Origin of the sequence: Streptomyces sp. NPDC005820 (assembly GCF_040630255.1) — a bacterium.
Taxonomy (GTDB): Bacteria; Actinomycetota; Actinomycetes; order Streptomycetales; family Streptomycetaceae; genus Streptomyces.
Map to the genome: position 1 here is coordinate 78,328 of NZ_JBEXXE010000035.1, position 17,300 is coordinate 95,627.

Genomic DNA, 17,300 nt, shown 5'->3' on the forward strand with positions numbered 1-17,300 from the left:
AGGGTCATACGGGTACGGTCCGGCGGCGGTGACGACGGCCCTTGCCCGTCGCCGGACCTCCCTCCGTGGGGCTCTGACAGGGTGGCCCCATGACGACGCCCGCGACCGCCGACGAGTTCGAGACGCACCGCCCCCGGTTGTTCGGGCTCGCGTACCGGATGCTCGGTTCGGCCGAGGAGGCCGAGGACACGGTCCAGGACGCGTATCTGCGGTTCAGCGGGGCCGACCGCACCGCGATCACCCATCCGGCGGCCTGGCTCGCGAAAACCGTCACCAACCTCTGCCTCACCCGGCTGACCTCGGCACGGGCGCGGCGCGAGCGCTATACCGGACCCTGGCTGCCCGAGCCCGTGGTCACCTCCGACGGCACCCTCGGCCCGCTGGACTCCGCCGAGCAACGGGAGGCCGTGTCGCTCGCGATGCTGGTGCTGCTGGAGCGGCTGACGCCGACCGAGCGGGCGGTGTACGTGCTGCGGGAGGCGTTCGCCTACAGCCACCGGGAGATCGCCGGGACGCTGGATCTGAGCGAGGCCAACTGCCGCCAGCTGTACCGGCGCGCGGAGCGGCGGCTGGCGGCCGGGGAAGGGCGCTTCGAGGTCCCCGCCCGGCGGCGGGAGGAACTGGTGGCCTCGTTCCTCACGGCGGCCCGGGACGGTGACCTCGCCGGGCTGGAGCGGATCCTCGCGGCCGATGTGACGTGGTGGAGCGACGGCGGGGGCAGGGTCGGCGCGGCGCTGCGGCCGATCGAGGGGCGCGAGAAGGTACTGCGGTTCCTGGCCGGCGGGTCCCGGAGCTTCGCGGCCGGGTTCACGTACACCGCCGTCGAGCTCAACGGCGCGCCGGCGCTGCTCGCCCGGGACGGCGGCACGCTGGTGGCCGCGATCGGCTTCGACTGCGGCCCCGACGGGATCACCGGCCTGCGCGCGGTGCTCAACCCGGACAAGCTGGACTTCGTACGGCGTCAGCTCGCGTGATCGCGGAGCTCTGTCACATACGGCGGGCACCGCTCGGTCCCAGCGGGCGAAAGGGCGTTCCGCACGGGAGCGCCCAGGTGTCCGAAGGAGCTGAAGAGCATGACCACGATCCTGGTGACCGGCGGTACCGGAACCCTCGGCAGGCTCGTCACCGAGCGGCTGCGGGCGGACGGGCACGAGGTGCGGGTGCTGAGCCGGCACAGCCGGCCGTACGCCGTCGATCTGCGGGAGGGCGGGCCGGGGCTGGACACGGCCCTGGCCGGCGTGGACACCGTCGTGCACTGCGCGAGCACCCCGCGCGGGGGCGACGAGAAGGCGGCCGACCGGCTGATCGCGGCGGCCCGGAAGGCGGGGGTACGGCACCTCGTGTACATCTCGATCGTCGGGGTGGACCGGGTGCCGTTCGGCTACTACCGGGCGAAGCTGGCCGTGGAGCGGCTGGTCGCGGACTCGGGGCTCGGCTGGACCGTGCTGCGCGCGACGCAGTTCCACGATCTGCTGCTCCAGATGTTCGAGGCGCTGGCCAGGGTGCCGGTGCTGGTGCTGCCGGCCGGGGTGAGCGACCAGCCGGTGGAGGTGGCCGAGGTCGCCGACCGGCTCGCGGAGCTGGCGGCCGGGGCTCCGGCGGGGCGCGTCGAGGACATGGCGGGACCCGAGGTCCGTACGTTCGAGTCGCTGGCCCGCGCGTATCTGAAGGCGAGCGGCAAGCGGCGCCGGGTGGTGAACGTGCCGCTGTTCGGCGCGGCCTACCGGGCGTTCCGCGAGGGCGGCCACCTGGCACCGGAACGGGCCGTGGGGAAGGGGACGTTCGAGGAGTACCTGACGGCACGCGCGCGGGGCCCGATGAGCGGCACGGGCGCGTAGGACACGGTGAGCGGCACGGGCGCGCGTAGGACGCGGTGAGCGGCACACACGCGGGGGACACGGTGACCGGCACGGGCGCGCAATGCCCGACGAACCGCACGGGCGCGTAGGACGCGATGAGCGGCACGGGCACGCAAGGCTCGACGAACGGCACGCGCCCGGGGGACACGGTGACCGGCACGGGCGCGCAATGCCCGACGAACCGCACGGGCGCGTAGGACGCGATGAGCGGCACGGGCACGCAAGGCTCGACGAACGGCACGCGCCCGGGGGACACGGTGACCGGCACGGGCGCGCAATGCCCGACGAACCGCACGGGCGCGTAGGACGCGATGAGCGGCACGGGCGCGCAAGGCTCGACGAACGGCACGCGCCCGTGGGACACGGTGACCGGCACGGGCGCGCAAGGCTCGATGAGCGGCACGGGCGCGCAAGGACCGACGAGCGGCACGCGCGCGTAATGGTGTGCCGGGTGGCGCGGCGCCGCAGGCCTTCGGTAAGCGGCGTGCGGAGGTCGGTGCGGCGCGGGGGCCCGCGTGCTCAGAGCGTCCCGAAGAGTTCCTCCTGCGCGGACTCCCTGGCGGTGAGCAGGGCGCCGCGCAGGACCGCCGCGCCGCCGAGCGCGCTCGGCCGGACCTCGGTCGGCAGGGGCGTCATCCTGCGGAGCCGCTCCGCCACCCGCCCGGCCAGCTCCGGCCCGCCCGCCTGCCCGATCTCGCCCCCGAGGACCACACACCCGGGGTCGAGGACGGCGACGACCGAGGCGACGCCGATCGCGACGCGGTCGGCGAGAGCGGCGAGGAAAGGCCCCCCGAAGTCGCCCTGCTCCAGCGCCGCCCGCACCACGGCCGCCCCGGACGGCTCCTCCCCCTCCGCGCGGGCCGTCAGCCCGTGCTCCGCGGCCAGTGCGGTGATCGCCGCCGAACCGGCCAGGGAATGGAAACCTCCCTCACAGTCCGCGGCGGAGGGGAGCCCGGCCGTGCCCGGGACCGGAAGGAAACCTATCTCTCCGGTACCGCCGGAGGCGCCGCGGCGCAGGGTGCCGTCGAGGACGACGGCGGCGCCGGTGCCGTGGCCGAGCCAGAGCAGGACGAAGGTGTCGCGGTCCCGGGCGGCGCCCTCCCGCTGTTCGGCGAGGGCGGCGAGGTTGGTCTCGTTCTCGACGCTCACGCGCGCGTACGGGAACCGTTCCTGAAGGGCCGCCACCAGACGGCGGTGCCATTCGGGCAGGCCGATGGAGTTGCGCAGTTCTCCCCCGGCCGGGTCGATCAGCCCGGGCGCGCCGATGCCGACGGTGTGCAGCCGCTCGACGCCGGCCTCCTTCACGGTCCGCTCGACCAGCGTCACCGCCTGCTCCACGGCCGGGCCGGTGCCGATGTCACCGGCGATCGGCACGGACGCCTCCGCCAGGACCCGGCCCACCAGGTCGGACACCCGCACGGCGACCCCCTCGGTGCGCACGTCCAGCGCCGCCAGCTGAGCGCGGTCGGCGACCAGGCCGTACAGCTTGGCGTTGGGGCCGCGCCGCTGCTCCCCCGCCTCCCCGGCGACCTCGATCAGTCCGGCGACGGTGAGGCGTTCGACGAGGTCGGCGACCGTCGGCCGGGACAGGCCGGTGAGTTCCTTCAACCGTCCGGCTGTCAACGGGCCTTCGTCCTGCAGCAGTTGCAGGGCCAGCCGGTCGTTGATGGCCCGGGCGGTGCGAGGGGATGCGGGCATGCGGGGAATCCTCCCACGGGCCGGACGAGCGCCGGTCCGAGAGCGCTCTCTTTTTATCAGGCAGGGTTCCTGATAGTTTACGACGCGCATCGCGCCGGAGCGGTGCGCGGCCGGAAGGGGCGGAAGAATGAGCGAAGTGGTCCACGTACCGTCTCAGGTGCGGCGCGCCCGGTACGCCGTGGCGGCCGTGTTCACCGTGCACGGCGCGGTCACCGGTTCGTTCGCCACCCGGGTGCCGTGGATCCAGGACCACGCGGGGGTGAGCGCGGGCCAGCTGGGCTTCGCCCTCGCCTTCACGGCGTTCGGCGCCTCGTGTTCGATGCCGCTGGCCGGCCGGATCGCGCACAGCCTCGGCACCCGGACGGCCCTGAGCCTGCTGATCTCCCTGTGGACGCTCTCCCTCACCCTGCCGTCGCTCGCGCCGAACCTGCTGACGCTGTGCCTGGCGATGTTCGCCTATGGCGCGACCTCGGGCATGGCCGACGTGGTGATGAACGCGCTCGGCGTGGAGGTGGAGCGGCTGCTCGAGAAGTCGATCATGTCCGGGCTGCACGGCATGTGGAGCGCCGGGGCGCTGATCGGCTCGGCGGGCGGGACGCTCGCGGCACACCTGGGCGCGGACGCGCGCGTGCATCACGCGCTGGCGGCCGCCGTCCTCACCGCGCTCGGTCTGCTGGCCTGCCACTGGGTGCCGGATCTGCGTCCGCAGGACGACGAGGAGCCGCCGCCGCGCTTCGCGCTGCCGCCCCGCTCGGCCCTGCTGATCGGCGCGGTGGGGTTCTGCGCGGTGTTCGCCGAGGGCGCGAGCCTGGACTGGTCGGCCGTCTATCTGCGCGATCAGCTGGAGACCTCGGCGGGGCTCGCGGCGGCCTGCACCACCGGGTTCATGCTGACCATGGCGGCGGCCCGGCTCGTGGGCGACGCGGTGGTGAACCGCTTCGGCGCGGTGCGGACCGTACGGGCGGGCGGGGTGCTGGCCGCGCTGGGCGGGCTGCTGATCGTCCTCGCCGGGCATCCGGCGGTGGCGATGACCGGCTTCGGGCTGATGGGCCTGGGGATCGCCGTCGTCGTACCGCTGTGCTTCGCCGCGGCCGGGCACAGCGGGCCGAACCCCAGTCAGGCCATCGCGGGCGTCGCGACGATCACGTACACCTCCGGGCTGATCGCGCCGAGCCTGATCGGCGGGGTGGCGCAGGCGACGAGCCTGGTGGTGTCGTTCGGCGTGGTGACGGTGCTGGCGTGCGGGCTCGCGGCGTTCGCGGGGGTGCTGCGCACCGGCGAGCGGACCGGTGCGAAGGTCAGTCCGCGGGCCGCAGCAGTGCCCGACCCGCGGCCCTGAAGCCCTCGCTCCACGGCGCGGGCCGCAGGGTGGCCGCGTCGAGCCGGACGAGGACCCGGGTGCCGCGCGCGTACGTCGTGGCCCCGTCGACCGAGCAGAGGCGGAAGCCGTATGTCAGCCCGGTGGTGCCGAGCCGCTCCAGCCAGAGGTGGACGGCGTACGTGCCGGTGCGGGTGACCGGGGCCTCGTAGCCGATGAGCAGTTCCCTGACCACGTTGCAGGCGTCGCCGGCGCTCGCCCAGTCGCCCTCGAAGCGGACGCCGTTGGCCTCCCAGAACTCGGTCCACGCGCGCTCGACCAGCAGTGGGTAACGGGCGTTGTGCAGCATGCCGAGCGCGTCCAGGTCGTCGAAATGGACGCTGACGGGGATCAGCCGGCCGTACGACAGGGCGGGGGCGATCGGGGCTTCGGCGGTCACGGGCGGGGCTCCTGTGCATGTATGGGGCAACGACACCATCGTACGGGGTCGCTAAGCGGTCGCTCACCTTCCGTTCGCAGGTGAGAATGATCCGGACCTCAGCACCCGTACGAGCGAGAGCGATACCGCACCATGGATCTTGGCGTCCGCTGGAAACTGCACGGCGACGGACGCACCCCGGCGCCCGGCGCGGTGGTCCGGCCCGACGAGCGGCTCTCCTGGCCCCGCACGATCGGGCTCGGCGCCCAGCACGTGGTGGCGATGTTCGGCGCCTCGTTCGTCACCCCGAGCGTGCGTCACTAGCGTCAGGATCCCCAGACATCACGGCCCGAGCGGTCCTTCCTCTGGCAACGGCTAACACAATGAGGTGAGTCGCCTACCGGCGCCTGCAAGCACAGCAGTACGTTCGGGTGGTCGTGCGGGTCTCGTGGTTACATCTCGCGCCAGTTCACGAAGGTGTGCGAGCCTGGTCCCGCGATCTGCTCGCTGAACGGATCCACTACGCCGGTCAGGACGGCCGGGCAGAACTGTGCCATGCCACCGTTGAAGATCGTCCAGCGGTTCGCCCCGTGCTGTGCCTGCCTTCGAAAGGTGGCCACCTTCCAACTGTCGGGTGCGCCCTTCCGTAGCCAGAAGGTGACATCGCTGCTCGCCGAGTCCGCGAAGGGCAACATGAGCGGCAAGTCTTGCCCTCCAAGAAGAGCGCTCAGTTCCTGGCAGTCCCGGTCTGAGAGTGCGGGTTCGACTCCGGCGAGGAGATCCCCGTAGGGCGAACCTTGGATGGGAGGAGTACTGATGGACAGGTACTCGTCGATCTCTCCCCCGCCGTACAGCTCCACGAACTCACGGTAGTCCGCCGGGAGTTGCAACTGGGCCGCGCCGGTGAGCCCTTCCCAGTCCGCCACGTCCCCTCCGGAGACAGGTGGCGGGAGTAGCTGACGCAGGCGAGCGACAGCAAGCTGAGCCATATCGGAGTTCCTTCCTTGTCGCCGCGGGTGGCCGGCCTCGGCGACCGCCTCGAGAGGTCAAACATGGGCACCGGGCGGCTGCGGTCCGAGATGCTTGAACTCCGTCGGGCAGCGCACAACGGCTAACACAAGGATTTCACTTGTCGGTAGGTGATGAGGCAGCAGGCCAGTCTGAGGAAGGCCTCATGGATGTCGGCCCGACGTTCCCGGCGGATCCGCAGGCGTCGGAAACCGTGCAGCCACGCGAAAACTCCGCTTGATCACCCACCGGTAGGTGCCTAGCCTGTGCCGGGGCGCGGGCCACGGCGGGCAATCGCCGGCACGATGCCGCGATCGCGGACCTGGTCGCGGTGGACGTCGTGGTCATAGCCACGGTCGGCGAACACAGAGTCGGGTTTCCGGCGGGGACGGCCGACACGGCTGCGGACCGGTGGGATGGCGTCGAGCAGGGCAGCAGCTGGGTGACGTCGCTGCGGTTGCCAGCGGTCAGCAGGGCCGCGAGCGAGGTGCCGTGCCCGTCGGTGATCAAGTGGCGCTTTGAGCCGGCCCGGCCCCGATCGACCGGCGACGGGCCCGTGTCGCTCCCCCTTTTGGACAGCGCTTCTTTTGGCTCACTCGGCTAGCAGCGTTGGCGTGTTATCGCCTCGTGAGAGCCTCTTCGCGTGAGCTACGACATGGCTGTATGGGAAGGGCAGCGGCCGGTGGATAACAGGTCCGCTGGCCGTGTCTTCGAGGATCTTTACGAGCGCTTCCTGGACGATGAACATGCGGAGCATCCTCCAACCGAGCGGATAGCGGCTTTCGTAGGGGCGCTTCTCGGGCGGTGGTGTGATGCGACGGAGGACGTGGAGGAATCCTCGCCCTGGGCCGCAGGGCCCTTGATCCATGGGGCCGGCGGTCCGCTGGTCTACTTGCCATTGCGGTGGGACAGGGCCGAGGAAGCCTCCGTCCATGTGGCTTCCATGGCGAATTCGATGGGTCTGGTCTGCTTCGACATACAGGAAAACGGGCTCAGGCCCTGAGCCGCCCTGTCATGCGGCGGTAACTGATGAGGGCTGCGGCGATGCCGACGAAGGCCAGGAGGCTCGGCCTTGCGTTCGTAGGGGCGGTGCAGACGTCGGCAGCCGGCCAGCCAGGAGACCGTCCGTTCGACAACCCAGCGGTGACGGCCCAGTCGTGTGGAGGATTCGATGCCCTTGCGGGCGATGCGGTGGGGGATGCCTCGCCGACTGAGCCACCGACCCAGGTGGTCGTAGTCGTACCTCTAGTTGTTGCGGGTCAGGACGTTGGTGACGGCGCATAGTGGTGGGCGAGGTTGGTGGCGAGGGCGCGGAGGTGAGCCCTGGCTTCGGTGGGGCCGTGCACAGTGATGGCGCTCCCGAACGGCAGTAGTGCTCGCACGTCCTCCAGATGCAGGAATCGGATCGTCACGTTGTGGCCGGTGGCGGATGCCCCATGGTCGTCCCGGACGAGTCGTTGGCCAAAGATCCGTCGCGCTCGCTCGATCTGGGTTTGGTCGATGGTGACGCTGACCTCTATCGCATGGCTGTGTTCCCACTGATCAATGAGCGCTGCAGCGACGGTGGCCAGGGTTTGGTTCTCGCGGGTCCGTCGTGGCTGGTCGACTTCTTTCCACGTCGTGATCCGTTCGAGTCGGTAAATCTGTGGCACTTGGGCACAGTCGGCGACGAGATACCAGATGCCGGCCTTGGCGAACAGCCCGTACGGATCCACGACCAGGTCGCGTGGGCATGACTCGCGTGGGCTGTCGTACGCGATCCGTAGCCGGCGACCTCGCCGCACCGAGGCGATCAGCGAAGCCGGAGTCGTGCCGGAAGCTCGTGTCTGGAGCCAGGGGCGGCTGTCCACGTGCACTACGTCGGTGAGCGGGAGGAGCTCATGAACTCGACGTGACTGTGTATCGGCGATCTTGGAGAGCGCGCGCCGGCTTTCGACCGATGCGTTGAGCTCCGCACGTTGCTTCTCATCCAGCCCGGTCAGCGAGAGATGATCACGCTCGCCAGGCGTGAGTCGCGTGAGATCGAGCCCGGACCCGGGCAGCATGGTCACGCCTCCGAGGCGGCCCCGGTGTGCCGTCACCGGCAGACCGGCGTCGCGGAGCCAGTTCAGGTCCCGGGTGATGGTTCGAAGGGACACCCCGAGCGCCGAGGCAAGTTCCTGTGTGGTCACTGCATCCCTCGATTCGAGGAGCAGCATCAGGGTGAAAAAGCGGTCTGGCGTCACGCCCCAAGTTTTTCAGGAAATTACGACACGATGCGGCGCATATTCGGATCAGGCTGGTGGATGCGTACCTACGACCTGTGAGAAGGAACAACCATGACCACATCCGTCGTGTCCATCGTCTACGTGAACGACGCGCCCGCCGCAGCTCGTTTCTACGGCGGCCTCCTCGGCATGAGCCCTTCGTTCGAGACTCCGGGATACATCACCTTCGGCCTCGGGCCAGGCGCCGACCTCGCTGTGTGGTCTGGCCAGTTCGAGGATCTGTCACCGGACGTCCCGCGTACCAGTGAGGTTTGCCTGGCCATCGACGGTGGGCCCGACGAGATCAACGCGATCTTCGAGCAGTGGCAGTCCAAGGACGTCACGATCCTGCACGAGCCTCATGACGCAGGGTTCGGGCTGACCTTCCTCGCAGCCGATCCTGACGGGAACCGTATCCGCGTCGCACCGAAGGGCTGAAAGTCCACAACGCGGCAGGCGCCAACGACAGGTGTCGCGCCTGCCGTCGTCTGACTTCGAGAGGACGACGAGTACCACACGCGAACGCGCCCCTGAGCGTCGAGGGCCGTAGGCGGCTCGTGAAGCGGTGCCAGACACATCCCATCGCCCACGTCGCCGCTGAAATGGGCATCCCGTGCATGCGCCAGCAAGTGGGTAAATCGCTGGCGGTTACACGGTGATGCGGGACTGCAAGACCGGCCGTGGAGCCCGCACCGGAGTCCGAACGCGACACCTGCATGGGGCATCGAGCAGATCGAGTCCTGGCGCCGCGAGCACAAGTGGTCCGCGCAACGGATCACCGACGAACTTGTGAGCATCGGTTTTGTGACCGACCGGCGGACTGTCAGCCGACACCTGACCCGGCTCAGCCTCGGCAAACGCCGCTTCATCGACCCAGGCGGCGAGAACAACCGGAAGCCGGGGAAGATCACCGCCCGCTGGCCCGGACACATGGTGCACCTGGATATGAAGAAGGCCAGCCGGATCCCTGATGGCAGTGGGGGGCGGATCCACGGCCGGGACAGCGATCAGGCCAAGGTCGCCACTGAACTTGAACTCGTGATGTCGGTCGGCTCGTGGTGCCGTGACGATCGGAGACCGCTGGACACTCGCCGGTCGGGATCAAGAGCGGGGCTGGAGCCAGTGACGTGCGGCGGACAGTGTCACCTCGACGTCGTCGCTCCATGAGCAGACTTCCAGCCACGACAGGTAGCCGCCCTGCGTGAAGACCAGGACCTCACCGGGGCACTCGCCGGTTTCGACGACCACCTGCGCTTCGGCCGCCACGACGGTGCCGGGGCCAGCGGGCGCGGGCTCCACCTCGCTGGTGTCGAGTTCGAAGTAGGCAGTACCGCACCCGCATGTGCAGCGCGCCCGCACGCTGAGGTACGGAACCTGCCTTCGGAGCGCGACATGAACCGGATCCTCCCTGTTCAGGACCAGCGCAAGCACGTCGGCCAGGTCGGCAGGCAGGCTCTCGATCATCCCGTCACCGTATCTGACCAGCGGCCTTAGATGACGACTGTGCCCAGCCCAGCACCGTTCGGCCGGCCGGCTCAATCGTCCAGGACGAGGGTGGTGCCGGCGAGGCAGCCGTCGATGACCTCCGGTCGGTACTGCAACATCTTGAGCTTGCGCTTCACAGCGCGGGTGATCTGGCTGAGGTCAGCGGCGGCGAGGTTGCCGATGTCGCGCTTGACCAGAGACCAGATACCTTCTTGCGGGTTCAGGTCAGGGGCGTAGGTGGGCAGTTGGAAGACCGTGAGCCAGTCCGCGTTGGTTTCGATGAGCTCCCGCAGGGACTTGGTCAGGTGCAAGCGGACGTTGTCCCAGACAAGGACGATCGGGCCGCCGAGCTGGACGCGGGCGCGGATCAGCAGGTCGCGGAAGTCGCGCCAGCCGAAGCCCTTACTCGCGCCACCGAGGTCGCCATCGCTCCACCGACCGCTCCGACACCCTGAGCGCGGTCGCGATAGCTCTGCTCGTCTGCCCAGCCTCGAACCGGGCTACCGCATCCAGACGCACCCGCTCGCGGGCGGACCTTTCCGCGGCAGAGCAGCCCCACCTTGCGCGTACCTCACAGCCCCAGCAGTACCGGACCCGAAGTCCCGGATCTGCCGAACGCCCCGACATCACTCGTTCAGGTTCAGTAGCTGCGGTCCTCACCGCCAACCCGAGCATCAAGGGCCCGGACACCATCCACCCCGGCCAGACCATCACCGTTCCGGCCAATCCGGCCGAAGGTCACCGCCGCCAAGTCCACCTGCGAGCGATCCCTTAGGAGTCCTCATGAAGGAATTGGTTTCCCGTCATGATGTCCGCCTGCTTGGTCTGCTCGGCTACGTCGCTCCCGTCCTCGTAGCGCGATTCCCCGGCGTCCCGTGGGAGGCCCTCGTAGGCGTCGCCACCGCGTTCCTCGGCCTGGGCGAGGTCGCCCAGCGCAGCAGCTCCTACGACGAGGCCGGTTGGTAGCCCCGGCGGTGCGCGGCCTGTGCCCTGTCGGCCTCGTCCCGGCACCCGCGCGGCGGCCCCGTTCCCCCGTTCCGGGGAAGCGCCCGGCTCGTCGACGTGCGGGGTGGTCCAGGGCTGCGACCCTTCCCCCATGCCGCAATTGGAGCAGTTCATCCCATCCGTGGACCCGGCCGTCGACGTGGCTCTCGACGCGACCGTGCACGACGTGATCGCCCGGATGCGGGCCCTGGACGCGGCTCTGCCGGTCGCTGACGGGCTCGCGGTCTTCAACCGGGTGTACCTCACCGTGACCCAGGAGGTCGACCGGCGGATCGACACGGGCCGTTTCCCGGACGCGGAGGCCGCCCGCACGCTGGACGTGCGGTTCGCGGAGCGCTATCTGGCCGCGGTGGACGCGGCCGTGGCCGACCGGCGCCCGCCCGCCTGCTGGCGTCCGCTGTTCCAGATGCGCCGCCATCCCGGCGTACGGCCGCTGCAGTTCGCGCTCGCCGGGATCAACGCGCACATCGGGCACGACCTGGCGCTCGCCGTCGTGGACGCCTGCCGTGACCTCGGCTGCGAACCCGCCGATCTGGTGGACGAGTACGAGCAGGTGGGAGACCTGCTCATCGCGCTGGAGGAACGCATCCGCGAGGAGCTGATGCCGGGCCCCGACCTCCTCCAGATCGCCGATCCGCTCACCCATCTGCTGGGCTCCTGGAGCCTGGAGCGGGCCCGGGACGCCACCTGGACGGCGGCCCGGGCGCTGTGGGCGCTGCGCCGGCTCCCCGATGTCGCCGAGGAGTTCGGCGAACGCCTGGACACGGCGGTGGGGTTCGCGGGGCGCATGCTGCTCACGCCCCTGCGGGACTGAGAGGTCAGCCCTCGCGTTCAGTCCTCCGGCAGCTCGACCGGGGCGATCTCGTCGTACACGTCACCCGGGCCCGGGTTGGTCGCGTCGGTCGCGCCGCCGAAGTGGTGCATCACGCCCCAGACCGCGTTGAGCGCGGTCTGGACGGCGCCCTCGGCCCAGCCCGCCGTCCAGGAGATGTCGTCGCCGGCGAGGAAGATGCCCCGCTTCTCCGCGGGCAGCCGGTCCTGCATGAAGTGGGTGAACAGGCGCCGCTGGTAGCGGTAGTGGCCGGGCAGGTTGGCCTTGAACGCGCCCATGAAGTAGGGCTCGTTCTCCCAGGAGACGGTCACCGGGTTGCCGATGACGTGCTTCCTGATGTCGACCTTCGGGTAGATCTCGCCGAGCGACTTCAGCATGACCTCCATCCGCTCGTTCGCGGACAGCGGCAGCCACTTCAGGCTGTCGTCGCACCAGGTGTAGGAGAGGCAGATGACGGCGGGCTTGTCCGGACCGTCGTCGAGGAGGTAAGTGCCGCGCGTCATACGGTCGGTGAGCGTCATCGACATCACGTCCCGGCCCGTCGGATTTCCCTTGTCGTCGACGGCCTTGTCCAGCCAGAACGGCCGGTCGACGGGGACGAAGAGCTTGCTCGACTCCATGTAGTGGGTGCGCTCGATCGCCGTCCAGTGGTCGATCGGGAAGAGGGAGTCGTCGCAGTCGATCTTCGACAGGAGCATCCAGGACTGGGCGGTGAAGATCGCCGCCCGATAGGTGCGGATGTCGCCGTTCGCGTCGGTCACCGTGATCCGGTCGCCGGCCGTGCGGTGCAGCCGGGTCACGGCCGGGCGGGGCTCGCCGCTCTCGTGCAGGCTCGCCAGCGAGGTGCCGTACGCCCAGTGGACGATCTTCTCCGGCTCGCGCTGCCACAGCCGTACCGGCAGCTGCTGGGAGCCGCCGACGATGCCGCGGTGGTGGTCGTCGGCCTCGGTGTAGACGACGCGGAGGATCTCCAGGATGGAGTGGGGGAAGTCGGTGTCCCAGCCGCCGGTGCCGAAGCCGACCTGGCCGAAGATCTCCCGGTGCCGGAACGACCTGAAGGCCTCGGAGTCGCAGAGGAAGCCGTAGAAGGTCTGGTTGTCGAGCTTCTCGACGAGCTTCGCCCAGATCTCCCGGATGCGCGGCACGTCGCGTTCGCGCATCGCGCGGTTCATGTCGGAGAAGTCGGCGCCTTCTTCGAGGCACTTGTTCCAGGCCTCGGCGACATCGCGGTAGACCTGCGGGAGGTCGTCGATCGTCTCGGCGTAGTGGGACTCGCCCTTGAGGTCGACGACCGTCGAAGGGGTCGCCTCGGCAAGGGGGTTGGGGAAGGGGCTGGTCTCGAGGCCCACCAGGTCGATGTAGTGCTGCAGGGCGGTGGAGGAGGGCGGGAAGCGCATCGCGCCCATCTCGGCGGTGAGCCCCTCGGCCCCGGCGCCGTCGAAGCCGACGGTCCGCAGCCGACCGCCGATCCGGTCGGCCTCGTACACGACCGGCTTGAGGCCCATCTTCATCAGCTCGTACGCGGCCACGATGCCCGACAGTCCGCCGCCGATGACGGCGACCTCGGTGCCGTGCTCGGTCGCGGGGACCTGGCCGAGGCCCGCCGGGTGGGCGAGGAAGTCGTCGTAGGCGTACGGGAAGTCCGGGCCGAACATGGTGATCGGGGGCTGCTGCGGCTCGTCGGTGTGCTCGACGGCGTTGGGCACCATGGACGTCATGGGGTAGGGGCTCCTTGCGGCTTACGACGTACGACGGGAAGGTTCGGGGGGGCTCAGACGTAGAGCTCGGGACGCCGGTCCCGCAGATACGGGTTGGCCTCGCGGGAGGCGGCGAGGGCGACGGGGTCGGTGTCGGCGAGGACCAGTTCCTCGGCGCGTCCGGCGCGGGCCCGGGCCACCCCGTCGGGACCGGCGAGGGTGGAGAGCCCGACGAACTCGAACTCGCCCTCCCGGCCGACCCGGTTGACGTAGGCGACGTACATCTGGTTCTCGAAGGCGCGCACCGGGATCATCGTCTCGGCGACGAACTGGAACGGGTGCATCTGCGCGGTCGGGACGAGCAGGAGGTCCGTGCCGGCCAGGGCGTGGGCGCGGACGTTCTCCGGGAACTCGACGTCGTAGCAGATCATGAGGCCGACGGTGAGCCCGCCCAGCTCGGCCTGGACGACCGGCTGCTCGCCCGGGGTGAAGTGGTCGCGCTCGAAGCAGCCGAACAGGTGGGTCTTGCGGTAGCCGGCGAGCCGGGTGCCGTCGGCGGAGATCAGCTGCGCCGCGTTGTACACCGTCCCGTCGGCCCGCTCCGGGTAGCCGTAGGCGACCGCGACCCCGTGCCGGGCGGCCAGCTCGGCGATCGCCTCCGCGGAGTCGCCGTCGGCGGGCTCGGCGAGGCGCGCGATGTCGTCGCCGATCGCGTATCCGGTGAGGAACAGCTCCGGCGCGACCAGCAGCCCGGCGCCCGCGGCGGCGGCCCGGCCCGCGGCCTCGTCGAGGACCTTGAGGTTCTCGACGACCGAGCCGGGGCGGCCGGAGCTCTGGAGCAGGGCTGTGCGCATGCGGGGTCCTCACCTGGCGAAGGGGGGGTTGGGGGGCCTCCCGGACGGTTTCGGGGGCGCCTACTAGACGGTACGGTCGGGCGCTCCGGCCGGACAAGGAGGAGCCGTTGCGCGCCGGTGAGCGAATCGTTGCGTACGACGGCGGCGGCGCGGCGAATCGTTGCGCGCCCCCAACAGCGCCTCCCCCACACCGGCGCCGCTCCCTCACCGACGGCTCCCCCGGGCCACCACCACCGCCGTCACCAGGTACGGCCCCGCGCACAGCGCGAACACCGTGCCGTGCGGGAATGCCGAGCCGAGGGCGCCGTACGCGCCGTAGACGCCGATGGTCAGGACCTCGGTGCCGAGGCCCGCGACGGAGGTGAGGGTGGCCCGGCCGGTGCCCTCGATGCGCCGCTGGAGGCGGGCGTCGGCGACGACGGTCGCCAGCTGGAAGCCGCCGAAGGCCAGGGCGACGAGGGCGATGCCGGCGGGGGCGCCGGTGAGCCCGCCGAGGGCCAGGGCGAGCGCGGAACCGGTGAGGAGGGTGGCGAGTCCGGTCGGGCCGAGGCGTTCCGCGGGGCCCGACAGCAGGCTGCCGGCCGTGACTCCGGCCCAGATCAGCATCAGCCAGTACGGGACGGCCGGCTCGGGCACTCCGGTGTCCCGCACCAGCAGGGGTGTGTACTCGTCGAGCGCGCCCCACACCGCCGCCACGGCCGGGACGAGCAGCAGGGCGCCCCGCACCGAGCGGTCGCGGCGGGCGTCGCCGAGTCCGGTCCGCAGGGTCGTGGCCCAGCTCTCGCCGTGGTCCGGGGCCGTCCGGTGCTCGGGGAAGCGGGTCGCCGTCGCGGCGCACAGCAGACAGGCCAGCACGCTCGCCGCGCCGACCGCCGGGTAGCCGCCGGCCGCGAGGGCCGGTCCGGCCAGGCCCGTCGCCGCCGTCACGGCCACCTGGCCGGCCGCGTGGGAGCGGCCCATCACGCGCGCGTACCGGTCGGCCGCGCCGAGCCGGTCCAGCTCCTCGTAGACCAGCGCCTCCAGCGCGCCGGAGCCCAGCGCCCCGCGCACGCCCCACAGGACGAATCCGGCGGCGAAGGCCCAGTACGACGGGACGAGCACCCAGAGGGCGAAGCCGGCGCCGCCCAGCAGCGGGCCCAGCCAGAGCAGCAGTCGGCGGGAGACGGCGTCCGCCCAGGCGCCGGAGGGCACCTCCAGCAGGACGCCGGTCAGCGACCACAGGACGAAGAGGGAGGAGATCTGTCCGACGGACAGCCCGGTGTCCGCGAACAGCAGCGCGTACACCGGGTAGAGCAGCACGAACTCGTCGAGGAACGCGTACGCGTAGAGCGTGGCGGTCAGTCGACGGGTGCCGGGGGCGGTCGTGGATCAATGTCGCCAGGTCATGCCACCGATGTTAGACACCGTCCGGCTCGGTGCCCAGCGGGTTTCCGGGGACCGCGAAGGTGGTGATCACCGCCGCGTGGTCGGAGGGCCAGTCGTTGTCCTCGACGTCCGGCCAGGGCCGGGGGTCGCCGCTGACGTACGTCCGGGAGTCCAGTACCCGCAGGCCGCCCCGGTGGAGTACGAAGTCGATCCGGTCCTGGGGTTCGGGGCGGCCGCTGCCGTCCTCGTGCTCGGTGTGCACCGGGGACCAGGTGTGTCCGGGTTCCCGTGCCGGGTCGGGGTGGGCCTCGCGGTAGGAGTCGGCGAGGCCGGCGCGTTCGGCCGCGCCGGTCACCGGCCAGGCCACGTCCGGCCGGTCGAGGTGGGAGGGGCTGTTGAAGTCGCCGACGAGGACGACCGGCAGCGCCGGGTCGAGCCGGCGCAGGGCGTCCCGCAGCTGGGCGAGCCGCACCTCCTCGTGCGCGATCAGCTCGGTGGCCGGCAGCCCGTCGAAGGCCGCCTCGTAGGGCCCGTAGGGCGTGTAGTCGAGGTGGACCGTCCAGACGTCGACCTCGGTGCCGGCCACGTCGAGCCGGACCCCGGCCGCCCCGTAGAAGCCCACGTCCGGGTCGCCGAGGACGGCGGTGATCGGGTGGCGGCTGATCACACCGAGGTTCCCCCCGGCCCGGTGGTGGTGCCAGCCGAGCGCCTCGGCGAGCTCCTCGGCGGCGGTGCCGTACGTCTCCTGCAGCCCGACCACGTCCACCTCGGTCTCGGTGATGACCTTGAGCTGCTTGGCCCGGTGGTCGTGGACCTTGGTGCCGCCGTACCAGAGGTTCCAGGTCATGACCCGCAGCCGGGGCGGAGTCAGCGTGCGCAGCCGCTCGGGGGTCACGCCCTCCAGGCTGGTCAGCACGGTCCGGCCGGGGGCGGGGCCGATGGGTGCGAGCGAGGGGACCGCGAGGACCGCGCAGCCCGCCGCCTCGGCGGAGGCGACCCCGGTCTCGGTGTCCTCGACGGCCACGCAGGCCGAGGGGTGGACGCCGAGGGCGCGGCAGGCGGCGAGGTAGGGGTCGGGGGCGGGCTTGGTGCGCTCGGTGTCGTCGGCGGTCACGGAGATCGCGAAGCGGTGGGCGCCGAGTGCTTCGAGGACGGTGTCGGCGACGGTGCGGGGGGAGGCGGTGACCAGGGCGGTGGGCACGCCGTCGCGGGCCAGGGCGTCGAGCAGGGCGAGCGCGCCGGGGCGGGGCACGATGCCGGTGCGCACCCGGTCGGCGAACTCCCGGTGGAGGGTGTCGGCGAGGTCCGCGGCCGTTCGGCCCGTGGTCGTGGCCAGCCAGTCGGCGGTGTGCTCCACCGCCCGGCCGAGCACCTCCGGCTGGTCCGCCTCGGTCAGGGCCCGGCCGGCCACCTGTTCCACCGCCTCCCACCACAGCCGCTCGGTGTCGACGAGCGTGCCGTCCATGTCGAACAGGACGGCCTGGAGCGGGAGTCGCGTCACGGTCACTCTCTTTC

General features: G+C 71.1%; 18 protein-coding genes and 4 pseudogenes. 9 read left to right on the forward strand and 13 right to left on the reverse strand.

Annotation, left to right across the window (positions count from 1 at the left end; translation table 11 throughout):
* The first annotated feature begins 89 nt into the window (after positions 1-89).
* Both ABZ464_RS35485 and ABZ464_RS35490 read left to right on the forward strand, forming a co-directional pair.
* On the forward strand, positions 90-974 hold the full coding sequence (locus ABZ464_RS35485) for an RNA polymerase sigma-70 factor (protein WP_359284156.1): 885 nt from the start codon (positions 90-92) through the stop codon (positions 972-974).
* A 99-nt stretch (positions 975-1,073) separates the two neighbouring features.
* Positions 1,074-1,838, forward strand: coding sequence for an NAD(P)H-binding protein (locus ABZ464_RS35490; RefSeq protein ID WP_359284157.1), 765 nt, complete (start codon positions 1,074-1,076; stop codon positions 1,836-1,838).
* Positions 1,839-2,378: 540 nt separating this feature from the next.
* Here the strand turns inward: ABZ464_RS35490 and ABZ464_RS35495 are convergent.
* Positions 2,379-3,557: an ROK family transcriptional regulator gene (locus ABZ464_RS35495; protein ID WP_359284159.1), complete on the reverse strand. Its 1,179-nt coding sequence runs from the start codon at positions 3,555-3,557 to the stop codon at positions 2,379-2,381.
* 127 nt (positions 3,558-3,684) lie between these two features.
* Between ABZ464_RS35495 and ABZ464_RS35500 the strand changes: the two genes are divergently transcribed.
* Positions 3,685-4,896, forward strand: coding sequence for an MFS transporter (locus tag ABZ464_RS35500; RefSeq protein ID WP_359284160.1), 1,212 nt, complete (start codon positions 3,685-3,687; stop codon positions 4,894-4,896).
* Here ABZ464_RS35500 and ABZ464_RS35505 read toward each other — a convergent pair.
* Complete coding sequence (locus ABZ464_RS35505; RefSeq protein WP_359284163.1) at positions 4,856-5,314, reverse strand: thioesterase family protein; 459 nt, start codon at positions 5,312-5,314, stop codon at positions 4,856-4,858. The genes ABZ464_RS35500 and ABZ464_RS35505 overlap by 41 nt on opposite strands.
* Before the next feature lie 132 nt (positions 5,315-5,446).
* Here ABZ464_RS35505 and ABZ464_RS35510 point away from each other — a divergent pair.
* Positions 5,447-5,596, forward strand: a pseudogene (locus ABZ464_RS35510) (nitrate reductase); the annotation flags it as partial.
* Positions 5,597-5,745: 149 nt separating this feature from the next.
* Here ABZ464_RS35510 and ABZ464_RS35515 read toward each other — a convergent pair.
* Both ABZ464_RS35515 and ABZ464_RS35520 read right to left on the reverse strand, forming a co-directional pair.
* On the reverse strand, positions 5,746-6,219 hold the full coding sequence (locus tag ABZ464_RS35515) for an SMI1/KNR4 family protein (RefSeq protein WP_359284166.1): 474 nt from the start codon (positions 6,217-6,219) through the stop codon (positions 5,746-5,748).
* Between the two features lie 185 nt (positions 6,220-6,404).
* Positions 6,405-6,859: pseudogene (locus tag ABZ464_RS35520) on the reverse strand (IS5 family transposase); the annotation flags it as partial.
* 85 nt (positions 6,860-6,944) lie between these two features.
* Here ABZ464_RS35520 and ABZ464_RS35525 point away from each other — a divergent pair.
* On the forward strand, positions 6,945-7,304 hold the full coding sequence (locus ABZ464_RS35525) for a hypothetical protein (RefSeq protein WP_359284169.1): 360 nt from the start codon (positions 6,945-6,947) through the stop codon (positions 7,302-7,304).
* Here the strand turns inward: ABZ464_RS35525 and ABZ464_RS35530 are convergent.
* Positions 7,294-7,492, reverse strand: a pseudogene (locus ABZ464_RS35530) (transposase); the annotation flags it as partial. The gene ABZ464_RS35525 and the pseudogene ABZ464_RS35530 overlap by 11 nt on opposite strands.
* A gap of 68 nt (positions 7,493-7,560) precedes the next feature.
* Positions 7,561-8,526, reverse strand: coding sequence for a WYL domain-containing protein (locus tag ABZ464_RS35535; RefSeq protein WP_359284171.1), 966 nt, complete (start codon positions 8,524-8,526; stop codon positions 7,561-7,563).
* 93 nt (positions 8,527-8,619) lie between these two features.
* Here ABZ464_RS35535 and ABZ464_RS35540 point away from each other — a divergent pair, with 93 nt between their 5' ends.
* Together ABZ464_RS35540 and ABZ464_RS35545 are read left to right on the forward strand one after the other, a co-directional pair.
* A complete protein-coding gene (locus ABZ464_RS35540) occupies positions 8,620-8,985 on the forward strand; it encodes a VOC family protein (RefSeq protein WP_359284174.1) in 366 nt (121 codons plus the stop codon).
* Between the two features lie 50 nt (positions 8,986-9,035).
* A pseudogene (locus tag ABZ464_RS35545) lies at positions 9,036-9,564 on the forward strand (leucine zipper domain-containing protein); the annotation flags it as partial.
* An 84-nt stretch (positions 9,565-9,648) separates the two neighbouring features.
* Here ABZ464_RS35545 and ABZ464_RS35550 read toward each other — a convergent pair.
* From ABZ464_RS35550 to ABZ464_RS35560, 3 genes are all read right to left on the reverse strand, one after another.
* Entirely contained in the window at positions 9,649-10,011 is a 363-nt protein-coding gene (locus tag ABZ464_RS35550; protein WP_359284177.1) for a hypothetical protein, read from the reverse strand.
* A 71-nt stretch (positions 10,012-10,082) separates the two neighbouring features.
* Positions 10,083-10,520 (reverse strand): transposase, encoded by a 438-nt coding sequence (locus ABZ464_RS35555; protein ID WP_359284268.1) that lies wholly within the window; start codon positions 10,518-10,520, stop codon positions 10,083-10,085.
* Positions 10,435-10,743, reverse strand: coding sequence for a helix-turn-helix domain-containing protein (locus tag ABZ464_RS35560; RefSeq protein WP_359284270.1), 309 nt, complete (start codon positions 10,741-10,743; stop codon positions 10,435-10,437). Before ABZ464_RS35560 ends, ABZ464_RS35555 begins: the two co-directional genes overlap by 86 nt.
* A 72-nt stretch (positions 10,744-10,815) precedes the next feature.
* Here ABZ464_RS35560 and ABZ464_RS35565 point away from each other — a divergent pair, with 72 nt between their 5' ends.
* Both ABZ464_RS35565 and ABZ464_RS35570 read left to right on the forward strand, forming a co-directional pair.
* Positions 10,816-10,998, forward strand: coding sequence for a hypothetical protein (locus ABZ464_RS35565; RefSeq protein WP_359284179.1), 183 nt, complete (start codon positions 10,816-10,818; stop codon positions 10,996-10,998).
* 130 nt (positions 10,999-11,128) lie between these two features.
* Positions 11,129-11,851, forward strand: a complete 723-nt coding sequence (locus ABZ464_RS35570; protein ID WP_359284181.1) for a DUF5995 family protein — start codon at positions 11,129-11,131, stop codon at positions 11,849-11,851.
* 17 nt (positions 11,852-11,868) lie between these two features.
* Here ABZ464_RS35570 and ABZ464_RS35575 read toward each other — a convergent pair whose 3' ends face one another.
* From ABZ464_RS35575 to ABZ464_RS35590, 4 genes are all read right to left on the reverse strand, one after another.
* A complete protein-coding gene (locus ABZ464_RS35575) occupies positions 11,869-13,587 on the reverse strand; it encodes an NAD(P)/FAD-dependent oxidoreductase (RefSeq protein WP_359284184.1) in 1,719 nt (572 codons plus the stop codon).
* A gap of 53 nt (positions 13,588-13,640) precedes the next feature.
* Positions 13,641-14,420 (reverse strand): carbon-nitrogen hydrolase family protein, encoded by a 780-nt coding sequence (locus ABZ464_RS35580; protein WP_359284186.1) that lies wholly within the window; start codon positions 14,418-14,420, stop codon positions 13,641-13,643.
* A 204-nt stretch (positions 14,421-14,624) separates the two neighbouring features.
* Positions 14,625-15,761, reverse strand: a complete 1,137-nt coding sequence (locus ABZ464_RS35585; RefSeq protein WP_359284273.1) for an MFS transporter — start codon at positions 15,759-15,761, stop codon at positions 14,625-14,627.
* A gap of 55 nt (positions 15,762-15,816) precedes the next feature.
* Positions 15,817-17,286, reverse strand: coding sequence for an HAD-IA family hydrolase (locus ABZ464_RS35590; RefSeq protein WP_359284189.1), 1,470 nt, complete (start codon positions 17,284-17,286; stop codon positions 15,817-15,819).
* Between the last annotated feature and the right edge of the window lie 14 nt (positions 17,287-17,300).

Excerpts from the sequence above, each read along its gene's own strand:
- ABZ464_RS35485 (WP_359284156.1), top strand. The coding sequence starts at position 90 with ATGACGACGCCCGCGACCGCCGACGAGTTCGAGACGCACCGCCCCCGG.
- ABZ464_RS35490 (WP_359284157.1), top strand. The coding sequence starts at position 1,074 with ATGACCACGATCCTGGTGACCGGCGGTACCGGAACCCTCGGCAGGCTC.
- ABZ464_RS35495 (WP_359284159.1), bottom strand. The coding sequence starts at position 3,557 with ATGCCCGCATCCCCTCGCACCGCCCGGGCCATCAACGACCGGCTGGCC.
- ABZ464_RS35500 (WP_359284160.1), top strand. The coding sequence starts at position 3,685 with ATGAGCGAAGTGGTCCACGTACCGTCTCAGGTGCGGCGCGCCCGGTAC.
- ABZ464_RS35540 (WP_359284174.1), top strand. The coding sequence starts at position 8,620 with ATGACCACATCCGTCGTGTCCATCGTCTACGTGAACGACGCGCCCGCC.
- ABZ464_RS35550 (WP_359284177.1), bottom strand. The coding sequence starts at position 10,011 with ATGATCGAGAGCCTGCCTGCCGACCTGGCCGACGTGCTTGCGCTGGTC.
- ABZ464_RS35560 (WP_359284270.1), bottom strand. The coding sequence starts at position 10,743 with ATGGTCTGGCCGGGGTGGATGGTGTCCGGGCCCTTGATGCTCGGGTTG.
- ABZ464_RS35565 (WP_359284179.1), top strand. The coding sequence starts at position 10,816 with ATGAAGGAATTGGTTTCCCGTCATGATGTCCGCCTGCTTGGTCTGCTC.
- ABZ464_RS35570 (WP_359284181.1), top strand. The coding sequence starts at position 11,129 with ATGCCGCAATTGGAGCAGTTCATCCCATCCGTGGACCCGGCCGTCGAC.
- ABZ464_RS35575 (WP_359284184.1), bottom strand. The coding sequence starts at position 13,587 with ATGACGTCCATGGTGCCCAACGCCGTCGAGCACACCGACGAGCCGCAG.
- ABZ464_RS35580 (WP_359284186.1), bottom strand. The coding sequence starts at position 14,420 with ATGCGCACAGCCCTGCTCCAGAGCTCCGGCCGCCCCGGCTCGGTCGTC.